Origin of the sequence: Sporolactobacillus putidus, assembly GCF_014647035.1 — a bacterium.
GTDB classification, from domain to species: domain Bacteria; phylum Bacillota; class Bacilli; order Bacillales; family Sporolactobacillaceae; genus Sporolactobacillus; species Sporolactobacillus putidus.
Genome location: NZ_BMOK01000015.1, coordinates 1 through 22,562 on the forward strand (window position 1 = coordinate 1; position 22,562 = coordinate 22,562).

A 22,562-nucleotide genomic window follows, 5' to 3' on the forward strand; every position below is an offset into this window, starting at 1 on the left:
GGATACCATAAAATCCCATCAAGGGGTTATCTCTTTGTTTTATTTACACAGAACATTTCACTCTCCAGTTAATAATAATATGCTTCTGAATATCTACTTGAGATCAAAAAATCGCGTTCAGATGGCGTCAATCCTTATCCGCTCGATGAAATGGACATTAATCAGGTTAAATACCTATCTGGAAGAGACGAAAAGCCGGAATATCCATGTTAAAGCTCTTTATGGCGTGTCTTTACTGCATAAGGGAGCGAAACAATTCGGGTTCGATGTCATCGATTTGCCTTCTGGGTGGACGAAAAGATGGATCCGTTTTTTCATGCTGACACTTTTGATTATTGTTCATCCGAACGGCAGTAAAAGATTAACGACTCATACCAGAAAACTATCCCCTATGATCATTGTTTCTTCAACAGAATCATTTCAGAATAACATCGCGAGACTGCCGGTGACAGAGGAAAAAAGGCAAAGAGCACTGTGCTGACGTGCTGGCGCATTGTTAAAGCTTTTACGGATTCATAAATGCGCGTTTTCTTTTTTTATGGAAGGGCTTTATGATTTGAAAAACAAGGGTTTGAATGATCCTATCCAGGATAGACCTCAAAGCCGCGCTGTGCTATATTATAGAGCGGGAGCGCTTGCACGAAATCTTTCATACTTTGAGGAGATTCTAATCGATGACGATCAATCAACACAATAATAGAACCTATCGAATTGTTTTCATGGGAATATTCACCGCGATCATTATTATGCAAAACTTTGTCCCTTTTCTAGGCTATATACCTGTAGGCCCTTTGAGCCTGACGGTGATTCACATTACGGTCATTATCACCGCAATCGTGCTGGGGCCGGTTGACGGAGCGATAATTGGGGGAATCTGGGGGATGACAACTTTCATCAGAGCGTTTACATTCCCAAGCAGTCCGATTGCCCCTATTGTTTTTACTAATCCTCTGATATCCGTAGTTCCGAGAATACTTATCGGGCTGATCGCCGGTTATGCGTTCCAGTTGTTGAGGAGAATCAAACGGTTTGATCTTGCGGCCATGTCTCTATCTGCTGTCCTCGGATCTCTGACGAATACGATTCTGGTGCTAGGTTTGATTTATTTATTCTACAGAGTTCCTTATGCAAACTATTATCATATGGACGTAACCCAACTTCTTCCCGCCCTGCTTTTTATCGTTTGCACAAATGGTTTGGCGGAGGCTTTTGCTGCGGCATTGATTTCACCTCTCGTAGCCAAACCTTTGATGAAAGTAAGACGTAATAAAGAAAGAAGCTGATTTTCGGTTTATCCATGGCTTTGTCAAGAACCTCTTGAAAGATTAATACATCATAAATCTCGTCCCGCAGAAATACAATGAATTGTAGAAGGGAGCGCGATCGATATGGAACAAGTTCTCGTGCTTGCTACAATTCTCTCACCGGTCATTACCGCATTAGTCGGACTCCTGAAAAAATCGGTCTCTATGCCCAAAAATCTTGTTCCCGTGTTTGCCGTTGTCATCGGTATTGTGATCGGATATTTCGCTACGCCATTCACCGATTTGAATGCCGTTGACAGACTTTGGGCAGGCGGACTCTCAGGATTATCTTCCACGGGATTGTTCGAGCTCGCGTTCAATCCCCGAGAGGGGAAAACAAAATAAAAAGAAACAACCATTCTCCGCGGTTTTCCGGGGAGAATTTTTTTCGACTTGTTTGCTTTCATGCTATTATCGGAGGCACCTGTAAAAATGCCAAGCATAAATGTTCACAAATTAGACACATAGTTTTAAAATATTAAATGAAATAAGCGCTTACATTAATGTGGGAGGTTAACTTTGATGATAAAAAAAGTTACGATTATTGGATCGGGTGTCATGGGCAGAGGCATAGCCCAATCTTTTGCAGTTGGCGGCTTTCCGGTTAAAGTAAACGACATAAAGGAAACCTTTCTTGAAGCGGCGGAGAAATCGATTGATCAGAATCTGGCGTTGCTTGTGCATTCGGGAGAGCTGAGAGATGATGAGAAAAGAGATGCAAAAGGAAGAATCGCTTATACCGCAGATCTGAAAGATGCGATAAGAAATGCCGATCTGATTATTGAAGCCATTCCGGAAGTTCTCGAGATGAAGTGGGCACTTTACAAGGATCTCGAACAATACAAAAAACCGGGTGCCGTTGTATCGTCTAACACTTCAACCTTCCCAATATCCAAATTAACGGAACAAACGGCGTTCAATGGCGATTTCCTAATCACACATTTTTTTAATCCGGCCCACCTTGTCCCACTTGTAGAAATTGTGAAACAGGATGAAACGAAACAAGAAATCGTTGATGATGTTGTCGGTCTTCTGAAGAGAATAGGGAAGTCACCGGTAGTGCTAAAAAAAGAAGTCAATGGATTCATTGCCAACAGACTTCAGACAGCGCTGATGCGGGAGGCGTTTTCACTGGTCGGACAGGGAGTGGCCGATGCCGAGGATATCGACACCGCAATCACTGCGGGACCGGGATTCAGATGGGCGTTTGTCGGACCTACGAGGATTGCCGATCTCGGGGGCCTTGACACATGGAAACGTGTCTTTGACAACATCGCTCCGGATCTTGATAAGAGCGATGGAGCGCCGGAGATTATCAATCGCCTGGTTCAGGCAAACAAGCTAGGCGTCAAGACGGGGGAAGGTCTTTTCAAATACGGAAAACATGAAATTCAGACTGTTATTAATCAACGCGATGACTATTTTGTTAAACTTGGCAGAATTAAGAAGGTTAACGAATTCTGATTCCTTATGATCGGCTCAGAAGATTGGATCCGCACAAAAAAATCGAGACATCCGTCTCGATTTTTTTTATATCGGATACTTGGCAGATGAAATAAAGCGGAGATCACTCATTTCGGACAGCATTAAAGACAAGTATCATAAACCTACCCATCTTACGTCCGGACGGATGAACATTCTGGCCCCAAAGCTTCTTCCTGATGGATTTTTACAAATTTTCCATACGGGATTTTCTGCGCTGGCGGTACTGAGACAATTGAAAATGAATGAAGCAGCCAATGCAGAAACCCAGTATAGCGATAAAGGCCGCAAGTCCCACGATGGCCGTAAAAATAATTGCCGCTATACTCCAGTTCAGGGAGTAGCTGATCAAACCGATCAAAAGGAAGGATACGGCAATCGTCTGATTAAATTTTTGCTGATCGCGATCCTCGGGTATATAGGAGGAAGCCGGCTTGCGTAAAAAAAGTTTGGCAATTTTCATAACCGGATTGAACTGAAGGAAGAGTCCTGAAAGACCGGATAAAAGGGGAATCAGGAGTATCCAAAACTGGCCGGTCAGCCAAGTGGCTGCCACACTGAGAACGATGACCCACTGATTTGCCCGGACAAGAGGACGGGGAATGGACGGAGGATGATTAGTCATTTAAAACACACCTTTCATATATGATTACATCAATATTACGCTCTTTCAACAAGGTTGTGAACCGTTTTGCTTTGTGATGGAATTTGATGAAGAACAGATTCAATGCCGTTTCTGTCAACCGGGCATGACCCGGTCAGTTCAAAATAATCCTTTTTTTCTTGTATCCGTTTTAAAAACCGGATAAGATAATAGAATGTTGTGATCAGTGCTTGAGAATTAGAAATCTGAGTTACTGTGATCTTACAATTAAAAAATAATTCAGGCGATAATCCGCTTCTGATAAATACCGAAGCCGGCCATCGCTTCTTGTGATAAACAAATTAGGGGCAGATGGCTTAGAAAGGGGAATTGTTGTGGAACCATCCCGAATTGCGCTCTTGTCTGTTTTAAGCAACGCACTGATTGTTCTTTTAAAAATAATCGTTGGGATCTATACGGGTTCGATAGCGGTTCTGTCGGAGGCTATTCACTCGTCTATTGATTTGATGGCATCGGCGATTACTTTTTTCTCTGTACGTCTGTCCAACAGACCGGCCGATAAGATTCATCCGTATGGGCACGGCAAGGTTGAGAATATTTCAGGAACGATTGAGACACTTCTGATTTTTGTGGCCGGCATCTGGATTATTTATGAATGCGCGAATAAACTGGTCAGACTTGAACCTGTTCAGTTGCCATTGCTGGGCGTTCTGGTCATGCTGCTGGGAGCCGCCCTTAATTTCTTTGTATCCGGCATTATTCGTAAAAGTGCGGAGAGAACCCATTCGGTGGCCATGAAGTCCAATGCATTCCATTTGGTGACAGATGTCTATACATCTCTCGGAGTGGCTGCGGGCCTGCTGCTCGCCGGGTTGACCGGCTGGTCGTTTTTCGATCCTGCAATTGGCATTGTGCTAGCGTTTTTTATCATGTTCGAAGCGGCAAAGCTGATCCGGGAATCCTTTCCTCCATTAATGGATGCACGCTTGCTGCCGAAGGAAGAAAGAAGGATTAGGAGGATTATTGAAAGCCATCAGAAAGAGTATATTGAGTTTCATAATTTTCGTACGCGACGTTCAGGACACGATGTGTATATTGAATTTCATCTGGTTGTGCCGTCTCATCTTGAGATTGATACGGTGGATGAACTGTGCGACCGAATGGAAGACGATATTAAAAAAGAGATTCCGAACGCTCAGATTCTGATCCATTCCGAACCGGAACACGAGCGTCTGAATCACCATTAGTGCGGCCCAGAGTGAGAATGAGCGGTGTTTTTTATAAGCGGACAATCATTCTGCCGTGTGACCGGCCTTTTAAAAGAAGAGGCAATTTTTCAGGCAGCTCCTCCAGATGAACCACTTTCTGAAGGGATTCCAATACCTTTCCGGGGTTAAGATCTGATGCCATCCTGCGCCAGATATTTTTCCGCAGGTCCATTGGGCAGTAAACCGAATCAATCCCGAGAAGGCTGACACCGCGCAGAATGAATGGATAGACCGTCGTCGGAATATCTATTCCGCCTGTCAAACCGCTGACGGCAACCGAACCCCCATAGCATATTTTACTTAATATAGCTGCAAGAGTATTTCCGCCGACCGGATCAATTGCAGCGGCCCAAAGCGGTGTGTCCAGTTTCTTGATTTTTCCCGAGTACACGTCTTGTCTTGAAATAACTTCGCTTGCACCAAGCTGATGCAAATAATCCTGCTCTGTTTCTTTGCCGGTGCTGGCAACGACCTGATAACCCGATTTCGCCAGCATCGCTACTGCAAGACTCCCGACACCGCCTGTAGCCCCCGTAACAAGGACCTTTCCATTTTCAGCTGTTAGTCCGTTGTCTTCTAATTTTTGAATGGATAGCGCCGCAGTAAAACCGGCTGTTCCGAAAATCATGGCTTCTGCCAATGTCAGTCTTTCGGGTAAGGGAACGAGCCAGTCCGCAGGTATTTTCGCATATTCACTGAAGCCTCCGTAATGAGACACCCCGATTTCGAAACCCGTTGCAATAACCTGATCTCCTTCATGAAATCGGTGGTCCCTCGAAGAGACGACAATACCGGCAAGATCAATACCGGGAATAAAGGGATAGGTCGCAACAATTTTACCGTCCGGAATGCAGGCGAGGCTGTCCTTATAATTAATGCTGGAGTAGCGAACTTTAATTAAAACGTCATGATCAGGCAAATCATTCAATGCAAGCGTTTCAATGTCCAGGGAAAAACGATCATTCGTCTTATTGACAACTAAAGCCCTGAATCTCTCACTCAATGAAATCCCTCCTGATTGTGAATGGAAAAATGCCATGGCAAACCTTCGCAGGAAACGATTTAACATCTGCTGAGTGAATCATTAATTAGTGAAAACACAGAGAGAAAAGCAAAAATCGGAGTGGACAAGCTATTTCAGGCCTGTTCGTTCAGTTCATTTGGGTTGTTGGACGAACCAGAATTTCATTAATGGCCACGTTATCAGGCTGACTGACCGCATAGGCCACCGCATTGGCAATGTCCTCGGCAGTTATGCCATGGTATTTTTCCTTATCCATAATATGTTTCTTGAGTTCCGAATCGGTTATCGTGTTCGGAAGTTCGGTTAAAACGGCACCTGGCGAAATGTTGGTTACACGAATCAGACTCTCCGGTGATTCTTCTTTTCGAAGACCTTCGGCAATCGCCCGTACGGCAAATTTTGTTCCGCTGTAAACGGCACCTCCGGGACTCACAACGTGGCCCGCGACAGAATCTGTATTAATGATATGCCCGGATTTCTGCTCTCGCATGATCGGCAGAACCGCGGCAATGCCATAAAGAACACCTTTGATATTGACGTCAATCATTCGCTCCCACTCGTTTATTTTAAGATCCCGAAGACAGGAGAGAGGCATGAGCCCGGCGTTATTAAACAGTACGTCTACACGCTGGTACTTTTCTATGGCTGTGTCGACGAGTGCTTTAACTTCCTGTGCAGAAGTAACGTCCGTTTCCTTGCAGACAGCTTCTCCTCCATTTTTGTGTATATAAGAAACCAATTCCTCCAGCCGTTCCAAACGTCTTGCACCGAGAACCACTTTTGCACCTTCACCGGCCATTTTTTTAGCGGTGGCTTCTCCGATACCACTCGAAGCGCCGGTAATGACGATCACTTTTCCTTGTATATTTTCCATTAGTTCCATCCTCTCCACGCGTCTGATTATTCTGTACAGTGAAACTATAAGCCAATGCCTCATTAAATTCAAAAAAAGTGACTTGGTGAGTTTGTCGAGTTTTTCCCGGAAATTTCTTCCTTGTAAAGAATATCGCCAATGATTGGACCGGCAGAATCCGTTTGCAAGCCGTTCTGAAAGTTATTGAAATTTGAGGTGGCGGATTTTGATGTAAAAAGATTGATTTTGAATGAAATCATGGTACAATATTGTCGTGGAGGAATGGAATATGTTGGCCGAAGAGAGACAGCAGATTATTTTGCAGAAACTGAAACATGCCCACGTCGTTAAATTGCAGGATTTAGTGCGTTTTCTGAATGCTTCTGAGTCGACCGTCCGCCGCGATTTGCAGGAATTGGAAAGTCGCCACATGCTGCGGCGTATTCATGGAGGCGCTTCCCTGTCACGGCAGCGCAGTGAAGAGCCCGACATGGAAACGAAAACTTCTAAATATATGCGGCAAAAGAAAATGATCGCAGAACTGGCCGGACATTTGGTGAAAGATAATGAGTGTATTTATTTGGACGCAGGAACGACAACTTTGGAAATGATCCCCTCTATTAATGCAAGAAATGTAACCGTTGTCACCAACAGTCCCGCTCACGGTGAGGCACTTGTCAAAAAGCGGATTATGACTTATCTGATCGGCGGCATGATGAAGGGAACAACAAAAGCAATTGTCGGCAGCATTGCTTCTCAGACTCTGAATCTTTTCCGGTTTGATAAAGCTTTCATCGGCGTCAATGGAATAGATGCTGTCATGGGCTGCACGACACCGGATCCTGAAGAGGCGGCGCTTAAAAGGCGTGCCAGGGAACTGGCTGTTCAGTCATTTATCGTTGCAGACAGCAGTAAATTTTCCGATGTATCCTTTTGCAAGATGTTCGATATTGATCAGGCTGCAATTATTACAGACAAATTACCTGAAACAATTGATCCTTCAATACTTGAGAAAACAAAAGTCATTTGTGCCGATGCCGAGCATATCCGTTAAATAAAGTTTAATTGAAATCCCTTTGATTAGAAAGTTGGATGGACAAGTATTTCTATGTTTCTTTTTCATAAAGATGGGGGAGACTGATGCCTAGTGAAATCATTTCCTCTACAAAGTGAAGAACGGCTCTTATATTCTTTTTCCTTCATGTGAGTGCTGAGAAAAAAAGGAGTGAAACAAATGAAGATAACGGATCTCATGATTGAACGCGCTATGGTCATGGATATGAAAGCAACAACAAAGGAAGCGGCCATTGACGAGCTCATTTCCAGTCTGTATAAAAACGGCAGAATCAATGATCCAAAACTGTTCAAAGAGATGATTTTGAAACGGGAAGCGGAATCAAGCACCGGGATCGGCGATGGTATCGCCATGCCTCACGCTAAGACGAAAGCCGTCAATGAGGCGACGGTTGTTTTCGGACGCAGCAAGAGCGGTGTGAATTACGAGGCTTTGGACGGGAAGCCGTCTCACCTGTTTTTTATGATTGCCGCTCCTGAAGGCGCAGCCAATGTCCATCTTCAAACACTGGCAGCTCTGTCAAGATTATTGATTGATCAGGAATTTGTAGCGCAGGTGAAAGAGGCAAAAACATCCGGCGCAGTCGCGAAATTGTTTGACGAGAAACAAGCGGAAAAAGAGGCCCAAGAGGAGAAAGAAGCCAACGCGTCAGCTGCAGGGCCGTCAAAAGACGCGAAGTTTGTGCTCGCAGTGACGGCATGTCCGACGGGCATCGCCCATACTTATATGGCCGAAGACGCTCTAAAGAAAAAAGCAGAAGAAATGGGCATTCCTATTCGCGTTGAAACGGACGGCTCGGAAGGCGTTAAACACCGTCTGACTAGGGAAGAGATTGACCGGGCGACAGGAATCATCGTTGCCGCGGATAAAAAGGTGGAAATGGCGCGTTTCGACGGTAAACGTGTGCTCCAAACACCCGTCAGTGACGGAATCCGCAAGCCGGAAGAACTGATTAATAAAGTATTAAACGAACAGGCTCCCGTCTATCATGCTGAGGGAGGCGCTGCGGAAGAATATACAGCTGCAGATCAGCGCTCAGTATGGAGCAAAATTTACAAGGACCTGATGAACGGTATCTCGCACATGCTGCCGTTCGTTGTCGGCGGAGGTATTCTACTTGCCTTCTCGTTCCTGCTCGAAAATACGCTGGGCAAGACGAATCCGATTTATCTGATGCTTGGCGCGATCGCCGGAGGCGATACCGGTGCCTTTCATTTTCTGATTGCCATCCTTGCAGGTTATATCGCTGTCAGCATTGGCGACCGGCCGGCGTTAATGCCCGGTATCGTCGGCGGGTTTATGGCGTCTTCATCAAATGCCGGTTTTCTTGGCGGCCTGGCTGCCGGTTTTCTGGCCGGTTGGGTTATTATCCTGCTGAAACGAGTATTTAAAAACCTTCCGCAAACATTGGATGGTTTAAAACCAATTCTGCTTTATCCGGTTTTCGGTCTGCTGATTACCGGCGCGTTGATGTATTATATCTTTGACCCGATCTTCAAATGGATAAACGGCGGACTGATCGGGGCACTGAATAATCTCGGGACGGGAAATGCTGTTATTCTTGGTCTGGTGCTTGGTGGCATGATGGCTGTCGATATGGGCGGTCCGGTGAATAAAGCGGCCTACACATTTGCCATTGGTGTATTCACAAGCGGCGCTTCAAACGGCGGTCTGATGATGGCAGCGGTTATGGCCGGCGGCATGGTACCGCCTCTTGCGATCGCGCTAGCCACAACACTCTTCAAAAATAAGTTCACGGAAGACGAACGCAAGGCGGGTATCACAAACTATGTTTTGGGAGCGTCGTTCATCACGGAAGGAGCCATTCCATTCGCCGCTTCCGACCCGCTGCGGGTAATCGGTTCGAGCATCATCGGTTCGGCCATTGCCGGAGGTCTGACTCAATTCTGGCACGTTAATATTCCCGCTCCTCACGGAGGCATTTTCGTGGTTTTCCTTGGTAATCACGGTCTGCTGTTCCTTCTCTCAATAATTATCGGTGCGGTTATTTCCGGTTTTGTTCTCGGATTCTGGAAGAAACCGGTTGAGCAAAAAGGCATTTCTGAAAATGTCGAGAAGCAGAAACAGATTGTCTGAGTATTAACGATATAATAATGGCCGGGCTAAGAATCCGTCAGGGTTCCTGGCCCGGCTTTTATGATCAAAGCACATTGACCAATGAATGAGCTTGATTAAAAAAATTTTATTTCATTGAATTTTAGGTGCTGAATGTTGGATAGTGAAGGGACTTTATGTTAAAATGAAAACAATTTAATAAACGATTTGTCCTTCGGGGTCGGGTGAAATTCCCAACCGGCGGTGATGGCTTTATGCCTTAGCCCGCGACCCGCCTGCCAATATTTTGACGGGCGGTGGATTCAGTGAGAAGCTGAAGCCGACAGTAAAGTCTGGATGGGAGAAGGATTGGAGAAAGGCATTCAAGCATGTTTTATTTGAATTGCTTGAATCCGAGCGAAACCACACTCTTTTGCCAATTTTTAGTGAGAATTGCAAAAGAATCAAGTGGGTTATTTTGAGTATTATTATGATGCTGTCAAACCCCCGGGGAACTTAATTTCCGGGGGTTTTCTCGTGCTTGCTAATAGACATTCACTCAGGGGATGATCTCTTGAAAGAAGAGTATATGAAATTGGCGATTAATTTGGCAAGAGCCACCGCTCACCAGACAAGTCCGAACCCTGCTGTAGGAGCCGTAGTCGTCAATAATGGGGAAATCGTTGGAATGGGCGCACACCTTAAGGCCGGGGAAGCACACGCGGAAGTGAACGCCCTTAGCATGGCCGGTGATCGAGCGAAGGGGGGCACAATCTATGTGACACTGGAGCCTTGTGCCCATTTCGGCAGAACGCCGCCATGCGCTGATTTAATTATTAAAAAACAGTTGAGCAAGGTTGTGATCGCGTCATCCGACCCAAATCCGCTTGTCGCCGGCCTGGGCATTGAGAAGTTAAGAAATGCAGGCATTTCGGTCGAAACCGGTGTTCTTCAGGAAGAGGCCGACGCGCTGAATTCCGTCTTTTTTCACTATATCCGCCAAAGGACTCCTTATGTCACACTAAAAATGGCTTGCAGTCTGGATGGAAAAACAGCGACGGCAGGGGGAGAAAGCAAATGGATTACATGCGAAGCTTCACGGCTTGACGGTCATACGCAGCGCCGAATCCATGACGCGATTCTGGTTGGAATCGGGACTGTCATGGCGGATGATCCGAAACTGACGGCACGCTCGGAATCCATAGCTGAAAACCCGATCCGCGTTGTTCTGGATACACATTTACGAATTCGGGAAGACGCCCGTGTTGTGACGGACGGCGCGGCCGCGACATGGATATTTACAGGAAGAACGATCGACGGCGACAAGGCGCGCCGTCTGCAAAGCGAACAGGTTACCGTCATTCGCTTGCCGTCGGAGAGCATTGCGATTAAAGACGTTTTGAACGATCTGGGACAAAAAGGGGTGACCTCACTGCTTGTGGAAGGCGGATCAGCAGTACATGGAAGCTTTTTGAAGGCTAAAGCATTTAACCGAGTTATTGCCTATATCGCACCTAAACTGATCGGCGGAAGAGATGCAGTACCGGCGATTGGCGGCACGGGTATTAGATATCTGGCAGATGTTCCGGAATTGTCGATAAAAAATGTCGAGCGGCTGGATCAAGATCTGAAGGTCACATTGATTCCGAAAGCAGGTGATTTTTAATGTTCACGGGACTGGTTGAAGAAATAGGACAGGTTGCATCGCTTGAGAAACGGCCTGACGCCATTCGCATCTCGGTACGAGCAGGCCGGGTGCTTGAAGATGCGGAGATGGGCGACAGTATAGCGGTCAACGGGGTTTGTGTAACGGTGACAGACCTGTCAAAGGCATTTTTTTCTGCGGATATTATGCCGGAGACGATTCGTGCGACAACATTGCAGACGCTACAGAAAGGTGATTCCGTCAATCTCGAGCGTGCTATGAAAGCAGGAGGACGCTATGGAGGCCATTTTATGACCGGCCATATTGATGGGACAGGTGAAATTGTCAGAATTGTGCCGAAGGGGAATGCCCATTATCTTGATATTCAGTCGTCACCGGAGATACTGGCCGGTCTGGTCGAAAAAGGATCGGTTGCCGTTGACGGAACAAGCCTGACCGTTTTTCGTACCGGAACCCGGTTTTTTACAATATCTCTGATTCCGCATACGTCCGCACATACTATTCTGGGAAGCAAGAAAGTCGGCGATCCGGTTAATATCGAGTGTGATATTCTGCAAAAATATATCAGGAATCAGCAAAATGTACGCAGCCGTCCTGACGATTCCGGGGCTCTATCTTATGAAACGCTTAGAGATAACGGTTTTATCACATCCATTAAGTAAGTTTGACGGTTAAAAAAAACTGCGATGCGTGACAAAGGACGTGTCATCAATAGGGAGGTTGAAAAGTATGCCGGCTTCAATCGAGGAAGCTCTTTCTGACTTAAAAAAAGGAAAAATCGTGATTGTTTGCGATGATGAGGGACGGGAAAATGAGGGGGATCTGGTTGCTCTTGCGGAAAAAGTCACGCCGGAGACCATCAACTTTATGATTACACACGGCCGAGGCCTGCTTTGCACCCCGGTCTGCCGTTCGCTTGCGGAGTCGCTTGGATTCAAACCAATGGTAGCGAGCAATACCGATCGTCATGAAACGGCGTTTACGGTCAGTGTCGACTACAAAGATACAAAAACAGGGATCAGCGCATTTGAACGTGCGCAAACCATCAGAGCGATCGTTTCAGATGACGTCACCGCCTCAGACTTTAATCATCCCGGTCACGTATTTCCGCTCATCGCAAAAGACGGCGGAGTACTGGAACGTGGCGGCCACACGGAGGCGGCCGTGGATCTTGCAAAACTTGCCGGCGCAAAACCGGCGGGTGTTATTTGTGAGATCATTCGGGATGATGGGAGGATGGCACGGTTTCCCGAACTTGAGAAGATGGCCGAAACATTCGGGATAAAAATTATAACAGTCCGTGATCTGGTTGCCTACAGGCGTGCGCACGGAGTCAGCAGGGTTGTGACCGCCGATTTGCCGACGGATTACGGACATTTTAAAGCGATCGGCTATACCGGTCCGTTCGATGAAAAAGAAACGATCGCGATTGTCAAAGGCGATGTCGGCGGCGGTAATCCGACACTTGTCCGTCTTCATTCGGAGTGTCTGACGGGCGATGTATTCGGGTCAAAACGGTGCGACTGCGGTCCGCAGCTTCACGCCGCCCTGCAGATGATTGAAAGGCGCGGGGCAGGTGTAGTGATTTATTTGCGTCAGGAGGGGCGGGGGATCGGACTGATTAATAAATTGAAAGCATATAAGCTCCAGGAAGCCGGAGAGGATACGGTAGAAGCCAATGAGCACCTCGGCTTTCCTGCCGATCTGAGAGACTATCATACCGCAGCCGAAATTTTGCGAGACCTCGGTGTCACGAATGTGCAATTGCTGACGAATAACCCTCTAAAAATTTCCGATCTGAAAGAACACGGTATTTCTCAAATCGAACGTGTTCCGCTGGAAATGCCAATTGGCAAAGAAAATAAAAAATACATGCAGACGAAAGTTGAAAAGATGGGTCATTTGCTCCATTTATGATTAAAAGTTATATCAAAGACCACCAATGGGAGGACTTAATATGGGAGAAATATTTGAAGGCAAATTAATGGGTCAAGGGCTGAAAGTGGGCATTGTCGTCAGCCGCTTTAATGAATTTATTACGAACCGGCTTTTAGCGGGGGCACAAGACGCTCTGCTGCGTCACGGAGTTGACGGGAAAGACATCGACATTGCGTGGGTTCCGGGTGCTTTTGAGATTCCGTTCGTTGCTGGAAAAATGGCGGCAACCGGGCAATATGACACAATACTGACGCTTGGAGCGGTCATACGCGGTGCAACGTCGCACTATGACTATGTGTGCAGCGAAGTGTCCAAGGGTGTTGCAAAGATCGGGCTTGAAACCGGAGTTCCCGTAATATTCGGCGTCGTGACGACAGAAAACATTGAACAGGCCGTGGAGCGGGCCGGCACGAAGGCGGGTAACAAAGGATGGGATGCCGCCGTCAGTGGAATCGAAATGGCCGGCCTTAACCGCCAGCTTGAAAAAAAGAAAAACGAATAATAATCCAGATAATGATTCATTTTGGAGAATATATATGGGAGACGCTTTTAAGAGCAAACCTCTTCATACTAACAAGTAAAAAAATTTAGCAAAGCTGCACAGCGATATGAAATGAAATACCTAAAAAGAGCAGGCTGCAGGTAAAGTAAATTTTACAAATTCTCATTATTGGTTTAACACAGGCTTAATCTGCAGCTGATAGACTATTACTTGAACGAAAGCAAGGCCCCCTGATTTCATCAACTCCACACTTCATTTTTATTGCAGACCTTTAGGGGTCTTTTTTTTTTCGGAATACAAAAAGAGCTCTGAACCAGCATGAACTGATTCAAAGCTCCTTCAAATCGGTCAATCAGAGGAAGCGTCTGACAACGTCTTTCATAGGCGGCATTTTTTCCAGTTTATGATTTTCGATGACCGATTTTGACGCGAATTTCGCATAACCTTTGGCCTCATCCATAACGATTTTGCCTGGCAGCGGTGCTGCATTTTCATCCACAGCGACATCCAGGATCACAGGAACCTGTGATTCTTTAGCTGCCTCAAATGCCGGCTGCAGGTCTTCAAATTTCTCGACTCTGAACCCTTTTCCGCCGCAGGCTTCAGCAAACTTGGCATAATCGATGTCCTGAAGATCTATTCCATAATTCAACTGGCCTGCCGACTGCTGTTCATATTTAATAAAGGAAAGCTCTTTATTGTTCAGAACAACAACAATGATCGGCCATTTGTACTTGACAGCCGTTACGAAGTCCTGCATCACCATTGAAAAAGCCCCGTCCCCGGAAATCGCGATTGCCTGGCGATTCGGGAAAGCCTGTTTTGCAGCCATCGCTCCGGGAAGACCGCAGCCCATCGTGCCAAGCCATGCCGAAATAATAAAATCCTGATTCGTCACGTGCAGATAGCGTGTAGACCAGACAGTTGCAGTACCGACGTCAGCCGAGAAAATCGCATCGTCTTCAGCGATGGACTGAATGGCTTTCATAACTGCCTGAGGAGCAATCGGCGTTTTCGTGTTTGTTTTATACTCATCCATCCATTTCCACCAAACAGCCATCTTTTCCTGGCAAGTTTTCAGAAAAGGACGTTCTGACACAGGCGTCGTGTGTTCGGTCAGATAAGCAAGGGCCTGAGCAGCATCGCCAACAATGCCGACCGTAACCGAATAGCGTTTGCCTATGCGCACCGGGTCGATGTCAATCTGGACACATTTTGCGCCTTCAGGAAGATAGGCTGCATAGGGGTAGTCGGTGCCGACCATAATCAGCAGATCGGAGCTTTTCATGGCTTCATAAGCCGGTTTTGTGCCGATTTTGCCAATATTTCCAAGAAAATTCGGGTGTTCATCAGGAAGCGCGCCTTTTCCAGGAAGCGTCACAGCAACAGGGGCCGAAATACGTTCAGCAAATGCCTTCAGCTCTTTTTTCGCACCTTTTGCACCGACACCCGCGAGAATGACAGGGTTGCTTGCGTTATTGATTAAGGCGACGGCTTCGCTCAAGTCGTTTTCAATGAGACCCGGAGTTTTTGTTTCAAAAACTGTGGACATTTGAGGTACGTTCTCAGAAATTTCGCCGAGCGGGATATCATCGGGAATCGAAAGAACGGCAACGCCGCGTTCCTGATAGGCCGTGCGGATCGCTTGATTGACAACTGCCGGAAAACTTTCTGCACTGGTAATCTCCTTATTGTAAACCGCAACATCCTTAAACAAGTCGACGGTGTTGACTTCCTGAAAATAATCCGTTCCCGTCAGTTTTGATGGGATGTGTCCCACAAGCACAAGCATCGGAACATGGTCCATTTTCGCGTCATACATACCGTTTAACAAGTGGATGGCGCCGGGTCCCCCGATTGCAAGGCAAACACCGATTTTTCCGGTTAATTTTGCATATGCCGCTGCAGCCAGTGAAGCCACTTCTTCATGGCGAACCTGGTAAAATTTGATTTTACTCTCTTTTTTTCTCAATGCTTCAACCATCGTGTCGATTGAATCACCGGGGATTCCGTAAATATGATCAATTCCCCAGTTTTCGAACAGTTTGACAACTGCTTCGCTTGCCTTGATCTTTCCCATAATTAAATTCCTCCTCCAGAAGAGTAATAGCTTGCCTGAAACAGAGGTTCAGCACAGTTTCAAGCTTTTTCTTTTTATATATTTGACAATCCAGTGAACCTTATGAACCTATTCTATGACTATTTGCTGGAAAAAGAAATGCTTTTGCTTGATAAAGTCGTTTTTTATCAGAACTGATTTGGCAAAGGAGAAGCGAATGAGGCTTATTTGAGTCCCTCTTGTCCTTTTTTGTTGGACAAGCATTATACTCACGATATCGCATGAATCAGCCTGTCCCGTTATAATAAAGGATATAAAATTGTTGTAGGATAAAGGAGAAAAATCATGAGTTTTGTGTCAATTGTTGCTTCAGACAACATGGCTTCTGTAGTGAGTGACGGCCTGCTGGTCGATCTATCGGGTAACGGAGAACCGGCGATTCTGCCCGGAAAAAAGCCAAGCATGATCCGTATTTCCAGCCGGCAGATTCTTGCGTGCACGGGGAGCGCAGCGGTTCTGAAAAGCCTCAGAAAAGCTTTTCCTTATCAGGAAAACGCTTGGTCAATCAACGAATCGCGGATGCATATACTTGAGCAGCTCGTACGGGAAGTGCCGTTTGAAAAGCAGGAAGTCCTGCTCGCACTAGTTGATGCGGGAGGGATGATGACTTGCAGCATGTTTTCCAATGAACCGGGAGAAAAGTGGCATGTGCTTCGGCCGGAGGGAGAGCGTCTGGCCACAATGTTTTTAGCTGGGCGTGAAATCAATGAGACAAAAATAAAACAAGTTTCGGAAGAATTCGGCCGTTTGATTCACTTATATGGGAAGGACAGCACAGATCACATTTTTGCCGCACAACGGGAACTTATTCATTTTGTTTCCGAAACGGATCCCTTAGTCGGGGGCCAGATCTTTCATCAGAACATCACAAGAAAGTAAGAAGAGGCGTTTACAAATGAAAAGGAAAAAGATTTATGCGTGAAATATCGTTATTTCGCAGCATCTTTGAGGGCTCAGAAACGCCCGGACCGAAAAATTGCAAGCAGAACGAGAAGAAACATAAAGATCACAATCATCACGGCTATGTCAAGAAGGGGAATGCTGGTGAACAAAGGGTGGGCGCCGAATGTCTGTCCAAGAATCATCCCGGCGAGAATAATGCTGAACGCCAGAAGCATGATACTGAAAGAAATGCGGTTGGCAACACGGTCAAGTTTGGAAAGCAAAAGCTCCAGCTGAGGTAGTTCCATTTCGACATGAGTTTTCCCCTTGTACAGGTGCGTCAGCGTTTTCTTTAAAAGAGAGGGGATCTGAATGCTGTTCTCCAATGTCTCATACACGCTTTTTAAAGTTCTCTTTGCAACCTGTTCAGGATTGAGCCGGTTCAGCAGAAGCTTCTGTCCGTATGGTTCGGCAAGTTCCAGTATGTTGATTTGATTATCAAGACGCGTAATAATGCCTTCAAGCGTGATCAAAGCCTTGCCGAGCAGTGTGTAGTTTTTCGGAATGCTGATGTGGTGCTTTTTTGTGGTCTCGAAAATGTCCTGAATAACCTTTCCTATATGAATTTCCTTGAAAGGAAGTTCATAATATTTGTCGCGCAATAACTCGAGATCGGCTTTGAACTGCCTTTCGTCCAGTTCTTCGGGCATTGAGGACATCAGAAAGATCGTGTGAAAGAGCAGGTTTATATCCCCCTTCATGAGTCCGATGATCAGGCTGGCAAAATTGTGCTTCATTTCTTCATTTAAAATGCCGACCTGTCCAAAATCAATATAGCCGATTTTATTTCCTGAAAAGAAAAAAAGGTTGCCGGGGTGCGGGTCGCCATGAAAAACACCGACAACCAGAGCCTGATCGAGAAAGGAGCGTACCAACCGCTCGGAAACGATTCTTTTATCAATACCTTCAGGGGCAGAAGTAACGAGATCGGCATATTTCTCGCCGTGGATATACTCAAGAGTAAGGAGCTGATTGGTTGAATAATCCCAATATACTTTTGGAATGATAATGTTTTCGTTAGACGCGAAATAGTTATAGATTTTTTCGGTATTTCTTCCTTCTTTGAAATAATCCATTTCATTGCGAATGGCAATAGAAAATTCCTCAACAATATCACTGATTTGGAATTTTTTGGCCCATGCGTAGCGCTTTTCCACAAGCGCTGCGAGATCCCAGAGGATCTCAATGTCGGTTGAAACTACGGTTTCAATATCGGGACGGCGGATCTTGATGACAACTTCTTCACCGGTCTTCAGAACGGCCCGGTGTGCCTGAGCGATCGATGCGGCAGCGAGACACTGTTCATCAAATTCAGCAAAGACATCGCTGACAGGTGCTCCCAATTCTTGCTGGATGGCTGATTTGATGATCCGGGGGTCAATGGGCGTCACACTGTCCTGCAATTCGCGAAGTTCGTATGCGATCTGGTCGGGTATAAGATCTGATCTCAGGCTGAGCAACTGGCCGAGCTTAATAAAAGTCGGGCCAAGTTCTTCGAGCATCAGGCGGATCTTTCGACCAACGGGTTTTGAATCGTTATTTCCAGAAAAATCAGATGCGATCTGTTTCGGAAGAGAGAGCAAATGAAACAGTCCGACATCTCTGACAATGTACCCGAACCCGTATTTGACAAGAACGGTCACGATTTCACGATAGCGTTTGATGTGACGTATACGTTTTCCAATCATTCATTTCACCTGGCTGACAGCTCATTATTTTTCTGTTTCCTGTTCACTTGCTTCGTTTGGATCGTTTGATAACTTGGCTTCCAGTGCTTCCAATTTTTCTTTCAGTTTGTTATACTCTTCGGAGGTAACGAATCCCAGATCGCGGATGGTGTCTTTAATATCCTCTCTGATATCGTTCTGCCATTGCTCCTTTTTTGTTTTCCCTTTATCGTTCAGTGCATCGAGGAACGACTTGACTTCTTCCGCAGCTGCGCTGCCGCTTTTCGACAGATCACTGAGGAATTTGTCTGCCTTTTCCTTGCTCGCGAGCGTTGCGCCAAGACCAATAAAGAAACTTTTCTTGATCAGATCATTCATGCTGATCCCTCCTATCCTCTTTCCTCTATTTTACCCGACTTTAGAAACTCTGTCATTCATTGAAAGAGGGACAAAAGTACGTGGATAACAAACGAAAAATTATACTATCGTTCATACATCATGAAAACAGAAGGAGGCTCATGTGATGCTACAGGTCATTTATCTGATGATCATTCTAATCCTGGCAGGAATCATTTATTTTTTAATTCAAAAACAGAAAAAAATCAGAAGTCAGGCTGAAGAATGGATCGAGAAAAGCAGAAATGAAACCGCGTCGACAATCAATGAAACGGAAAACCGGCTAAAAGAAGAGTCGGAAACTAAAATTAAGAACATTATGACCGAAAATAGCGCCACGATTGCCGGCATTGAGGAATCTTATGAAAAAAGACTCGGGCGATATGAAGAATTAATCGATTATCTGCAGGGAGCGCAGAGATCTGAAAAAACATTCACCGCTTATCAGCATCTGGCTGCCATCAAAAAAATTCTCGTTCAATCCAATCGAATTTCTTCTCAGCAAATGGTGGTTGCGGGGAATGCTATCGTTCCTGCAAAGACCGTCGGGGGAGATTTGTCGGTAGTCAGAGCGGATATACTCTTTCTTCTGCCAACGGGACTTTATGTGGTGGATACAAAAAGGTACAGAGGAAAAATATTCCACGGAATGAACACGGAGAATGCGCAGGGGTTTGAGCGGCTAATTGGGGAAATCGTTCCGAAGCCTGAAAGTGGAACTGAAGAAACCCTGATTTTATCCAAACGCATGGAGCAAGGGAACAGCAATGAAAATTTTCTGAGAATAACGATTGACTGTCATTCTGATATTTCTGCTCCGGTCATGAAGGCCACATCTGAATTCCGTGCTTATCTCAGTGATCATCGAATCAGCGTGGAGCGTATTGTTCCAGTGATCTACTTTATGGATGACTCGGCTGATCAAATGAAGACAGAAAATTTTTCTGAAAGAGAACGGCCTTTGATTTGTCTGAGCCAGAACGATCTTTATCAAATGATCAGCCAGGAATTAGATCAGGAGGAGTGGATATTGGCAACAGAAAAAATACAGAAAATCAAACAACTTATCTCCGAAATCAATCATTGAAAAATGCATGAAACAGACTAAAAGCCGGGGCGGACATCAAATATCAAGTATGTCTGCTCCGGCTTTCTAGCGCGTACCGGAATACCAGGTGAAAATCCGGCTTCTTACCATAATAATTAGATTATTGTACGGAACACGCCGATTACCTTGCCAAGTATTGTACAGTTATCCAACAGTATTGGAGCCATTGTCGGATTTTCAGGCTGAAGGCGAATGTGATCTTTTTCTTTAAAAAACCTTTTGACCGTTGCTTCATCTTCATCGGTCATCGCCACAACAATTTCACCGTTTTCTGCGGTTCTTTGCTGACGGACAATCACTTTGTCACCGTCAAGAATGCCCGCATTAATCATACTCTCTCCCCACACGTTAAGTATAAAAACGTCTTTTTCATCAACCATCGACCTGGGCACAGGAAAGTACTCTTCGATATTCTCTACGGCGCTGATCGGCAATCCGGCCGTTACCTTGCCGATCACCGGAACAGAAACCGCCTTTTCACTGAATACGTCTCCGTCATGATCCAGAATTTCGATGGCGCGCGGTTTTGTCGGATCGCGCCGAATCAGTCCTTTTTTTTCAAGCCGGGCCAGATGGCCATGAACGGTTGAACTTGAAGCTAGTCCGACTGCGTCGCATATTTCACGAACCGACGGGGGATAACCCTTGGTCGCAACTTCATGCTTAATATAATCGAGTATTGATTGCTGTCGATTTGAGAGTTTCATCTGCCTGCTCCTTTTTCTTCTTCTTTAACACATTATATCATGTCATTTTTTGGGATGCAAACATCCGTTCGAGAGTATTGACACAAACTAATGTTCGCTATATACTCATCAATAACGAACAAACATTCTCGGGAATATATATTCTTATAATAATTCATTTCTTGGAGGGGTTGTAGATGAACGAATATTTGAATCAAAAGTTGAGAGGCATATCTTTTGTCGTTTTATTTGTTATTCTTGCGGTTACTCTTTTTTTTACACTGACAAACAGCGTTGTCGCCGACAGCAGTAATTATAAGACAATAACGGTGGAAAAGGGAGATTCTTTATGGGCTCTGGCTCAGCACTATCACAGTGGCAATCCCGGACTTACAGAGGAAGCCTTTATAACCTGGGTTGAGAGAGAGAACGGAATCAATCGTGATGCTATCCAACCCAATCAAAAATTAATAATTCCCGTACGGAAATAAGCAGTGCTGTCCATGAATCAGGTCTAACATTTTCCGTTTGGTACTGCTGTCTTGACCGCGCCAATTTTTAGTTGTGAAGAAGCCTTCCTAAAACTTGCAAGATAACTTATTTGTGTTATACTGTTATATAACAAGAGAAAGAAATAAGTCATTGTAATGATACAAAAGCGAATTGCGTTTTCCTGATTTCGTTTAATCGCGAGCTTTCGCATGCCCAATCTTAAAAGCTGTGGAATCCCGATTAAAATATGTTTATTTCCCTTCAGCGATTCAACCTTGCCTTTCGCTGACGGGTTCAATTTTTCATCCTCCTTCAGAAGAAAGCTTCTCTTCAATATTCTATTAAGAACAGAGCTTTCTTTTTTTTGCTTTCGTTCCCATTCATTGAACAGATTCAGTTCAATTGCTTATTTCCGAGTCTTCTGAAAGGGGGTCGATCACGGCCCCGGCCTTCAGGAAGGAAACCCGATAATCGCTAAAACTTTTGTTGTTTTGTTCCGATATAGCTTCTATCAAGTGCGGCATATAAACTGCATCTTTGATTACTTTCTGATGTCTGACCATCTTTTTCCTTAAGAAGGCAGACATGCTGCATGAGGGGGGAGGGCGAATGCGCAGCTATCACATTTACCTGATTAAAGACAGTATTTCAGAACATTATTTCGGTAAGGAAGAAAAACTGTTTCGATTGTTTAAGGACTGTCGTTCCGCTCAGGATAAACATTTGAAAGAAGTGATGTACAGACAGGTTTGTTATATTTCTCACCATCTGGACGTACGCCGCTTCGGAATGCAGCTTCAGACGGCCTGCAGTTTCATGCCCGAGTATACATATGAAGATCCGATTCATTATTTGAAAAGCAGGAGGCCATATAGCGAAGCTGTATTAGAACTTCGGGACCGGGAATTGAAAATGACAGCGCAAGGAACTTCAGACATGGAAGTGACATTTTTTGAGGTTCTGCGGAAGCTGGACGGACACTTTTTAGCGATAGATTTTCAAAGGAGACAATGCGCCTGGCTGAATCCTATAAAAAATGCAGATTTCCTCCAAAGTAAGGTTGACCTGATTTCACGCGATAGTGTACACTGATGTATGGATATTTGACACAAGGAGGAAACAGGCATATGCTGTGGCTATATATATTAGTGGGCGCTGTCTGCCTGGCCGTCGGATTGGTTCTCGGCTTTTTCATCGCACGGAGATACATGATGAGCTATTTGAAGAAGAATCCGCCGATCAATGAACAGATGCTTCGCGTGATGATGACTCAAATGGGCCAGCATCCATCGCAAAAAAAGATCAATCAAATGATGAAAGCGATCAACAATCAAATGAAATAAAAGAGCCCATGAAAAGAGGGGCTTTTGGCAACATAGCT

23 protein-coding genes and 1 riboswitch are annotated in these 22,562 nt (G+C 45.4%); of the genes, 16 read left to right on the forward strand and 7 right to left on the reverse strand.

The genetic code is table 11. The features are described from left to right. The 4 genes from IEX81_RS13870 to IEX81_RS13885 all read left to right on the forward strand — a co-directional run. Nucleotides 1-481, forward strand: a 481-nt coding sequence (locus IEX81_RS13870; protein ID WP_229727626.1) for a YkoP family protein, incomplete at its 5' end; no start/stop codon positions are given. 193 nt (nt 482-674) lie between these two features. Continuing rightward, the gene (locus IEX81_RS13875) at nt 675-1,283 is read left to right on the forward strand and encodes an ECF transporter S component (RefSeq protein ID WP_188804392.1); all 609 of its coding nucleotides are present in this window, start codon (nt 675-677) and stop codon (nt 1,281-1,283) included. A gap of 105 nt (nt 1,284-1,388) precedes the next feature. Continuing rightward, nucleotides 1,389-1,649 carry a holin gene (locus IEX81_RS13880; protein ID WP_188804393.1) on the forward strand — a complete coding sequence of 87 codons (261 nt, stop codon included), beginning with the start codon at nt 1,389-1,391 and terminating at the stop codon, nt 1,647-1,649. Between the two features lie 177 nt (nt 1,650-1,826). Continuing rightward, nucleotides 1,827-2,768, forward strand: coding sequence for a 3-hydroxyacyl-CoA dehydrogenase family protein (locus IEX81_RS13885; RefSeq protein WP_188804395.1), 942 nt, complete (start codon nt 1,827-1,829; stop codon nt 2,766-2,768). Between the two features lie 205 nt (nt 2,769-2,973). Here the strand turns inward: IEX81_RS13885 and IEX81_RS13890 are convergent, their stop codons facing one another. Further along, nucleotides 2,974-3,411, reverse strand: coding sequence for a DUF4395 domain-containing protein (locus IEX81_RS13890; RefSeq protein ID WP_188804398.1), 438 nt, complete (start codon nt 3,409-3,411; stop codon nt 2,974-2,976). Between the two features lie 347 nt (nt 3,412-3,758). On the opposite strand from IEX81_RS13890, the gene IEX81_RS13895 reads away from it, so the two are divergent. After that, on the forward strand, nt 3,759-4,637 hold the full coding sequence (locus tag IEX81_RS13895; protein WP_506003413.1) for a cation diffusion facilitator family transporter: 879 nt from the start codon (nt 3,759-3,761) through the stop codon (nt 4,635-4,637). Nucleotides 4,638-4,668: 31 nt separating this feature from the next. On the opposite strand, the gene IEX81_RS13900 is transcribed toward IEX81_RS13895, so the two are convergent. Next, nucleotides 4,669-5,697 (reverse strand): acrylyl-CoA reductase family protein, encoded by a 1,029-nt coding sequence (locus IEX81_RS13900; RefSeq protein WP_373292385.1) that lies wholly within the window; start codon nt 5,695-5,697, stop codon nt 4,669-4,671. A gap of 112 nt (nt 5,698-5,809) precedes the next feature. Continuing rightward, nucleotides 5,810-6,556, reverse strand: coding sequence for an SDR family oxidoreductase (locus IEX81_RS13905; protein ID WP_188804403.1), 747 nt, complete (start codon nt 6,554-6,556; stop codon nt 5,810-5,812). Between the two features lie 268 nt (nt 6,557-6,824). Between IEX81_RS13905 and IEX81_RS13910 the strand changes: the two genes are divergently transcribed. From IEX81_RS13910 to ribH, 6 genes are all read left to right on the forward strand, one after another. Continuing rightward, on the forward strand, nt 6,825-7,589 hold the full coding sequence (locus IEX81_RS13910; protein ID WP_188804406.1) for a DeoR/GlpR family DNA-binding transcription regulator: 765 nt from the start codon (nt 6,825-6,827) through the stop codon (nt 7,587-7,589). A gap of 180 nt (nt 7,590-7,769) precedes the next feature. After that, entirely contained in the window at nt 7,770-9,707 is a 1,938-nt protein-coding gene (locus tag IEX81_RS13915) for a PTS fructose transporter subunit IIABC (protein ID WP_188804408.1), read from the forward strand. A 185-nt stretch (nt 9,708-9,892) separates the two neighbouring features. Then, a riboswitch (FMN riboswitch) is annotated at nt 9,893-10,038 on the forward strand. 201 nt (nt 10,039-10,239) lie between these two features. Next, nucleotides 10,240-11,331 (forward strand): bifunctional diaminohydroxyphosphoribosylaminopyrimidine deaminase/5-amino-6-(5-phosphoribosylamino)uracil reductase RibD, encoded by a 1,092-nt coding sequence (gene ribD, locus IEX81_RS13920; protein ID WP_188804410.1) that lies wholly within the window; start codon nt 10,240-10,242, stop codon nt 11,329-11,331. Continuing rightward, nucleotides 11,331-11,993, forward strand: coding sequence for a riboflavin synthase (gene ribE / locus IEX81_RS13925; RefSeq protein ID WP_188804412.1), 663 nt, complete (start codon nt 11,331-11,333; stop codon nt 11,991-11,993). Before ribD ends, ribE begins: the two co-directional genes overlap by 1 nt. A 67-nt stretch (nt 11,994-12,060) precedes the next feature. Next, entirely contained in the window at nt 12,061-13,248 is a 1,188-nt protein-coding gene (locus IEX81_RS13930; RefSeq protein ID WP_188804414.1) for a bifunctional 3,4-dihydroxy-2-butanone-4-phosphate synthase/GTP cyclohydrolase II, read from the forward strand. 40 nt (nt 13,249-13,288) lie between these two features. Beyond that, nucleotides 13,289-13,771, forward strand: a complete 483-nt coding sequence (gene ribH / locus IEX81_RS13935) for a 6,7-dimethyl-8-ribityllumazine synthase (RefSeq protein WP_188804416.1) — start codon at nt 13,289-13,291, stop codon at nt 13,769-13,771. A 352-nt stretch (nt 13,772-14,123) separates the two neighbouring features. On the opposite strand, the gene IEX81_RS13940 is transcribed toward ribH, so the two are convergent. After that, nucleotides 14,124-15,851: a pyruvate oxidase gene (locus tag IEX81_RS13940; protein ID WP_188804418.1), complete on the reverse strand. Its 1,728-nt coding sequence runs from the start codon at nt 15,849-15,851 to the stop codon at nt 14,124-14,126. A 324-nt stretch (nt 15,852-16,175) separates the two neighbouring features. Between IEX81_RS13940 and IEX81_RS13945 the strand changes: the two genes are divergently transcribed. Continuing rightward, nucleotides 16,176-16,769, forward strand: a complete 594-nt coding sequence (locus IEX81_RS13945; protein WP_188804421.1) for a hypothetical protein — start codon at nt 16,176-16,178, stop codon at nt 16,767-16,769. Nucleotides 16,770-16,843: 74 nt separating this feature from the next. Here IEX81_RS13945 and IEX81_RS13950 read toward each other — a convergent pair whose 3' ends face one another. Together IEX81_RS13950 and IEX81_RS13955 are read right to left on the reverse strand one after the other, a co-directional pair. Beyond that, a complete protein-coding gene (locus tag IEX81_RS13950; RefSeq protein ID WP_229727627.1) occupies nt 16,844-18,520 on the reverse strand; it encodes an ABC1 kinase family protein in 1,677 nt (558 codons plus the stop codon). 24 nt (nt 18,521-18,544) lie between these two features. Continuing rightward, the gene (locus tag IEX81_RS13955; RefSeq protein ID WP_188804423.1) at nt 18,545-18,877 is read right to left on the reverse strand and encodes a phasin family protein; all 333 of its coding nucleotides are present in this window, start codon (nt 18,875-18,877) and stop codon (nt 18,545-18,547) included. Between the two features lie 145 nt (nt 18,878-19,022). Here IEX81_RS13955 and IEX81_RS13960 point away from each other — a divergent pair, with 145 nt between their 5' ends. After that, nucleotides 19,023-19,982 carry a hypothetical protein gene (locus tag IEX81_RS13960; RefSeq protein ID WP_188804425.1) on the forward strand — a complete coding sequence of 320 codons (960 nt, stop codon included), beginning with the start codon at nt 19,023-19,025 and terminating at the stop codon, nt 19,980-19,982. A gap of 116 nt (nt 19,983-20,098) precedes the next feature. Here IEX81_RS13960 and lexA read toward each other — a convergent pair whose 3' ends face one another. Continuing rightward, nucleotides 20,099-20,710 carry a transcriptional repressor LexA gene (gene lexA / locus IEX81_RS13965; RefSeq protein WP_188804427.1) on the reverse strand — a complete coding sequence of 204 codons (612 nt, stop codon included), beginning with the start codon at nt 20,708-20,710 and terminating at the stop codon, nt 20,099-20,101. Between the two features lie 176 nt (nt 20,711-20,886). Here lexA and yneA point away from each other — a divergent pair, with 176 nt between their 5' ends. The 3 genes from yneA to IEX81_RS13980 all read left to right on the forward strand — a co-directional run bounded on the left by yneA (nt 20,887) and on the right by IEX81_RS13980 (nt 22,524). After that, nucleotides 20,887-21,180: a cell division suppressor protein YneA gene (gene yneA / locus IEX81_RS13970; RefSeq protein WP_188804429.1), complete on the forward strand. Its 294-nt coding sequence runs from the start codon at nt 20,887-20,889 to the stop codon at nt 21,178-21,180. Nucleotides 21,181-21,790: 610 nt separating this feature from the next. Further along, on the forward strand, nt 21,791-22,273 hold the full coding sequence (gene sirA, locus IEX81_RS13975; RefSeq protein ID WP_188804431.1) for a sporulation inhibitor of replication protein SirA: 483 nt from the start codon (nt 21,791-21,793) through the stop codon (nt 22,271-22,273). Nucleotides 22,274-22,311: 38 nt separating this feature from the next. Continuing rightward, nucleotides 22,312-22,524 carry a YneF family protein gene (locus IEX81_RS13980; protein WP_373292388.1) on the forward strand — a complete coding sequence of 71 codons (213 nt, stop codon included), beginning with the start codon at nt 22,312-22,314 and terminating at the stop codon, nt 22,522-22,524. Nucleotides 22,525-22,562 lie beyond the last annotated feature (38 nt).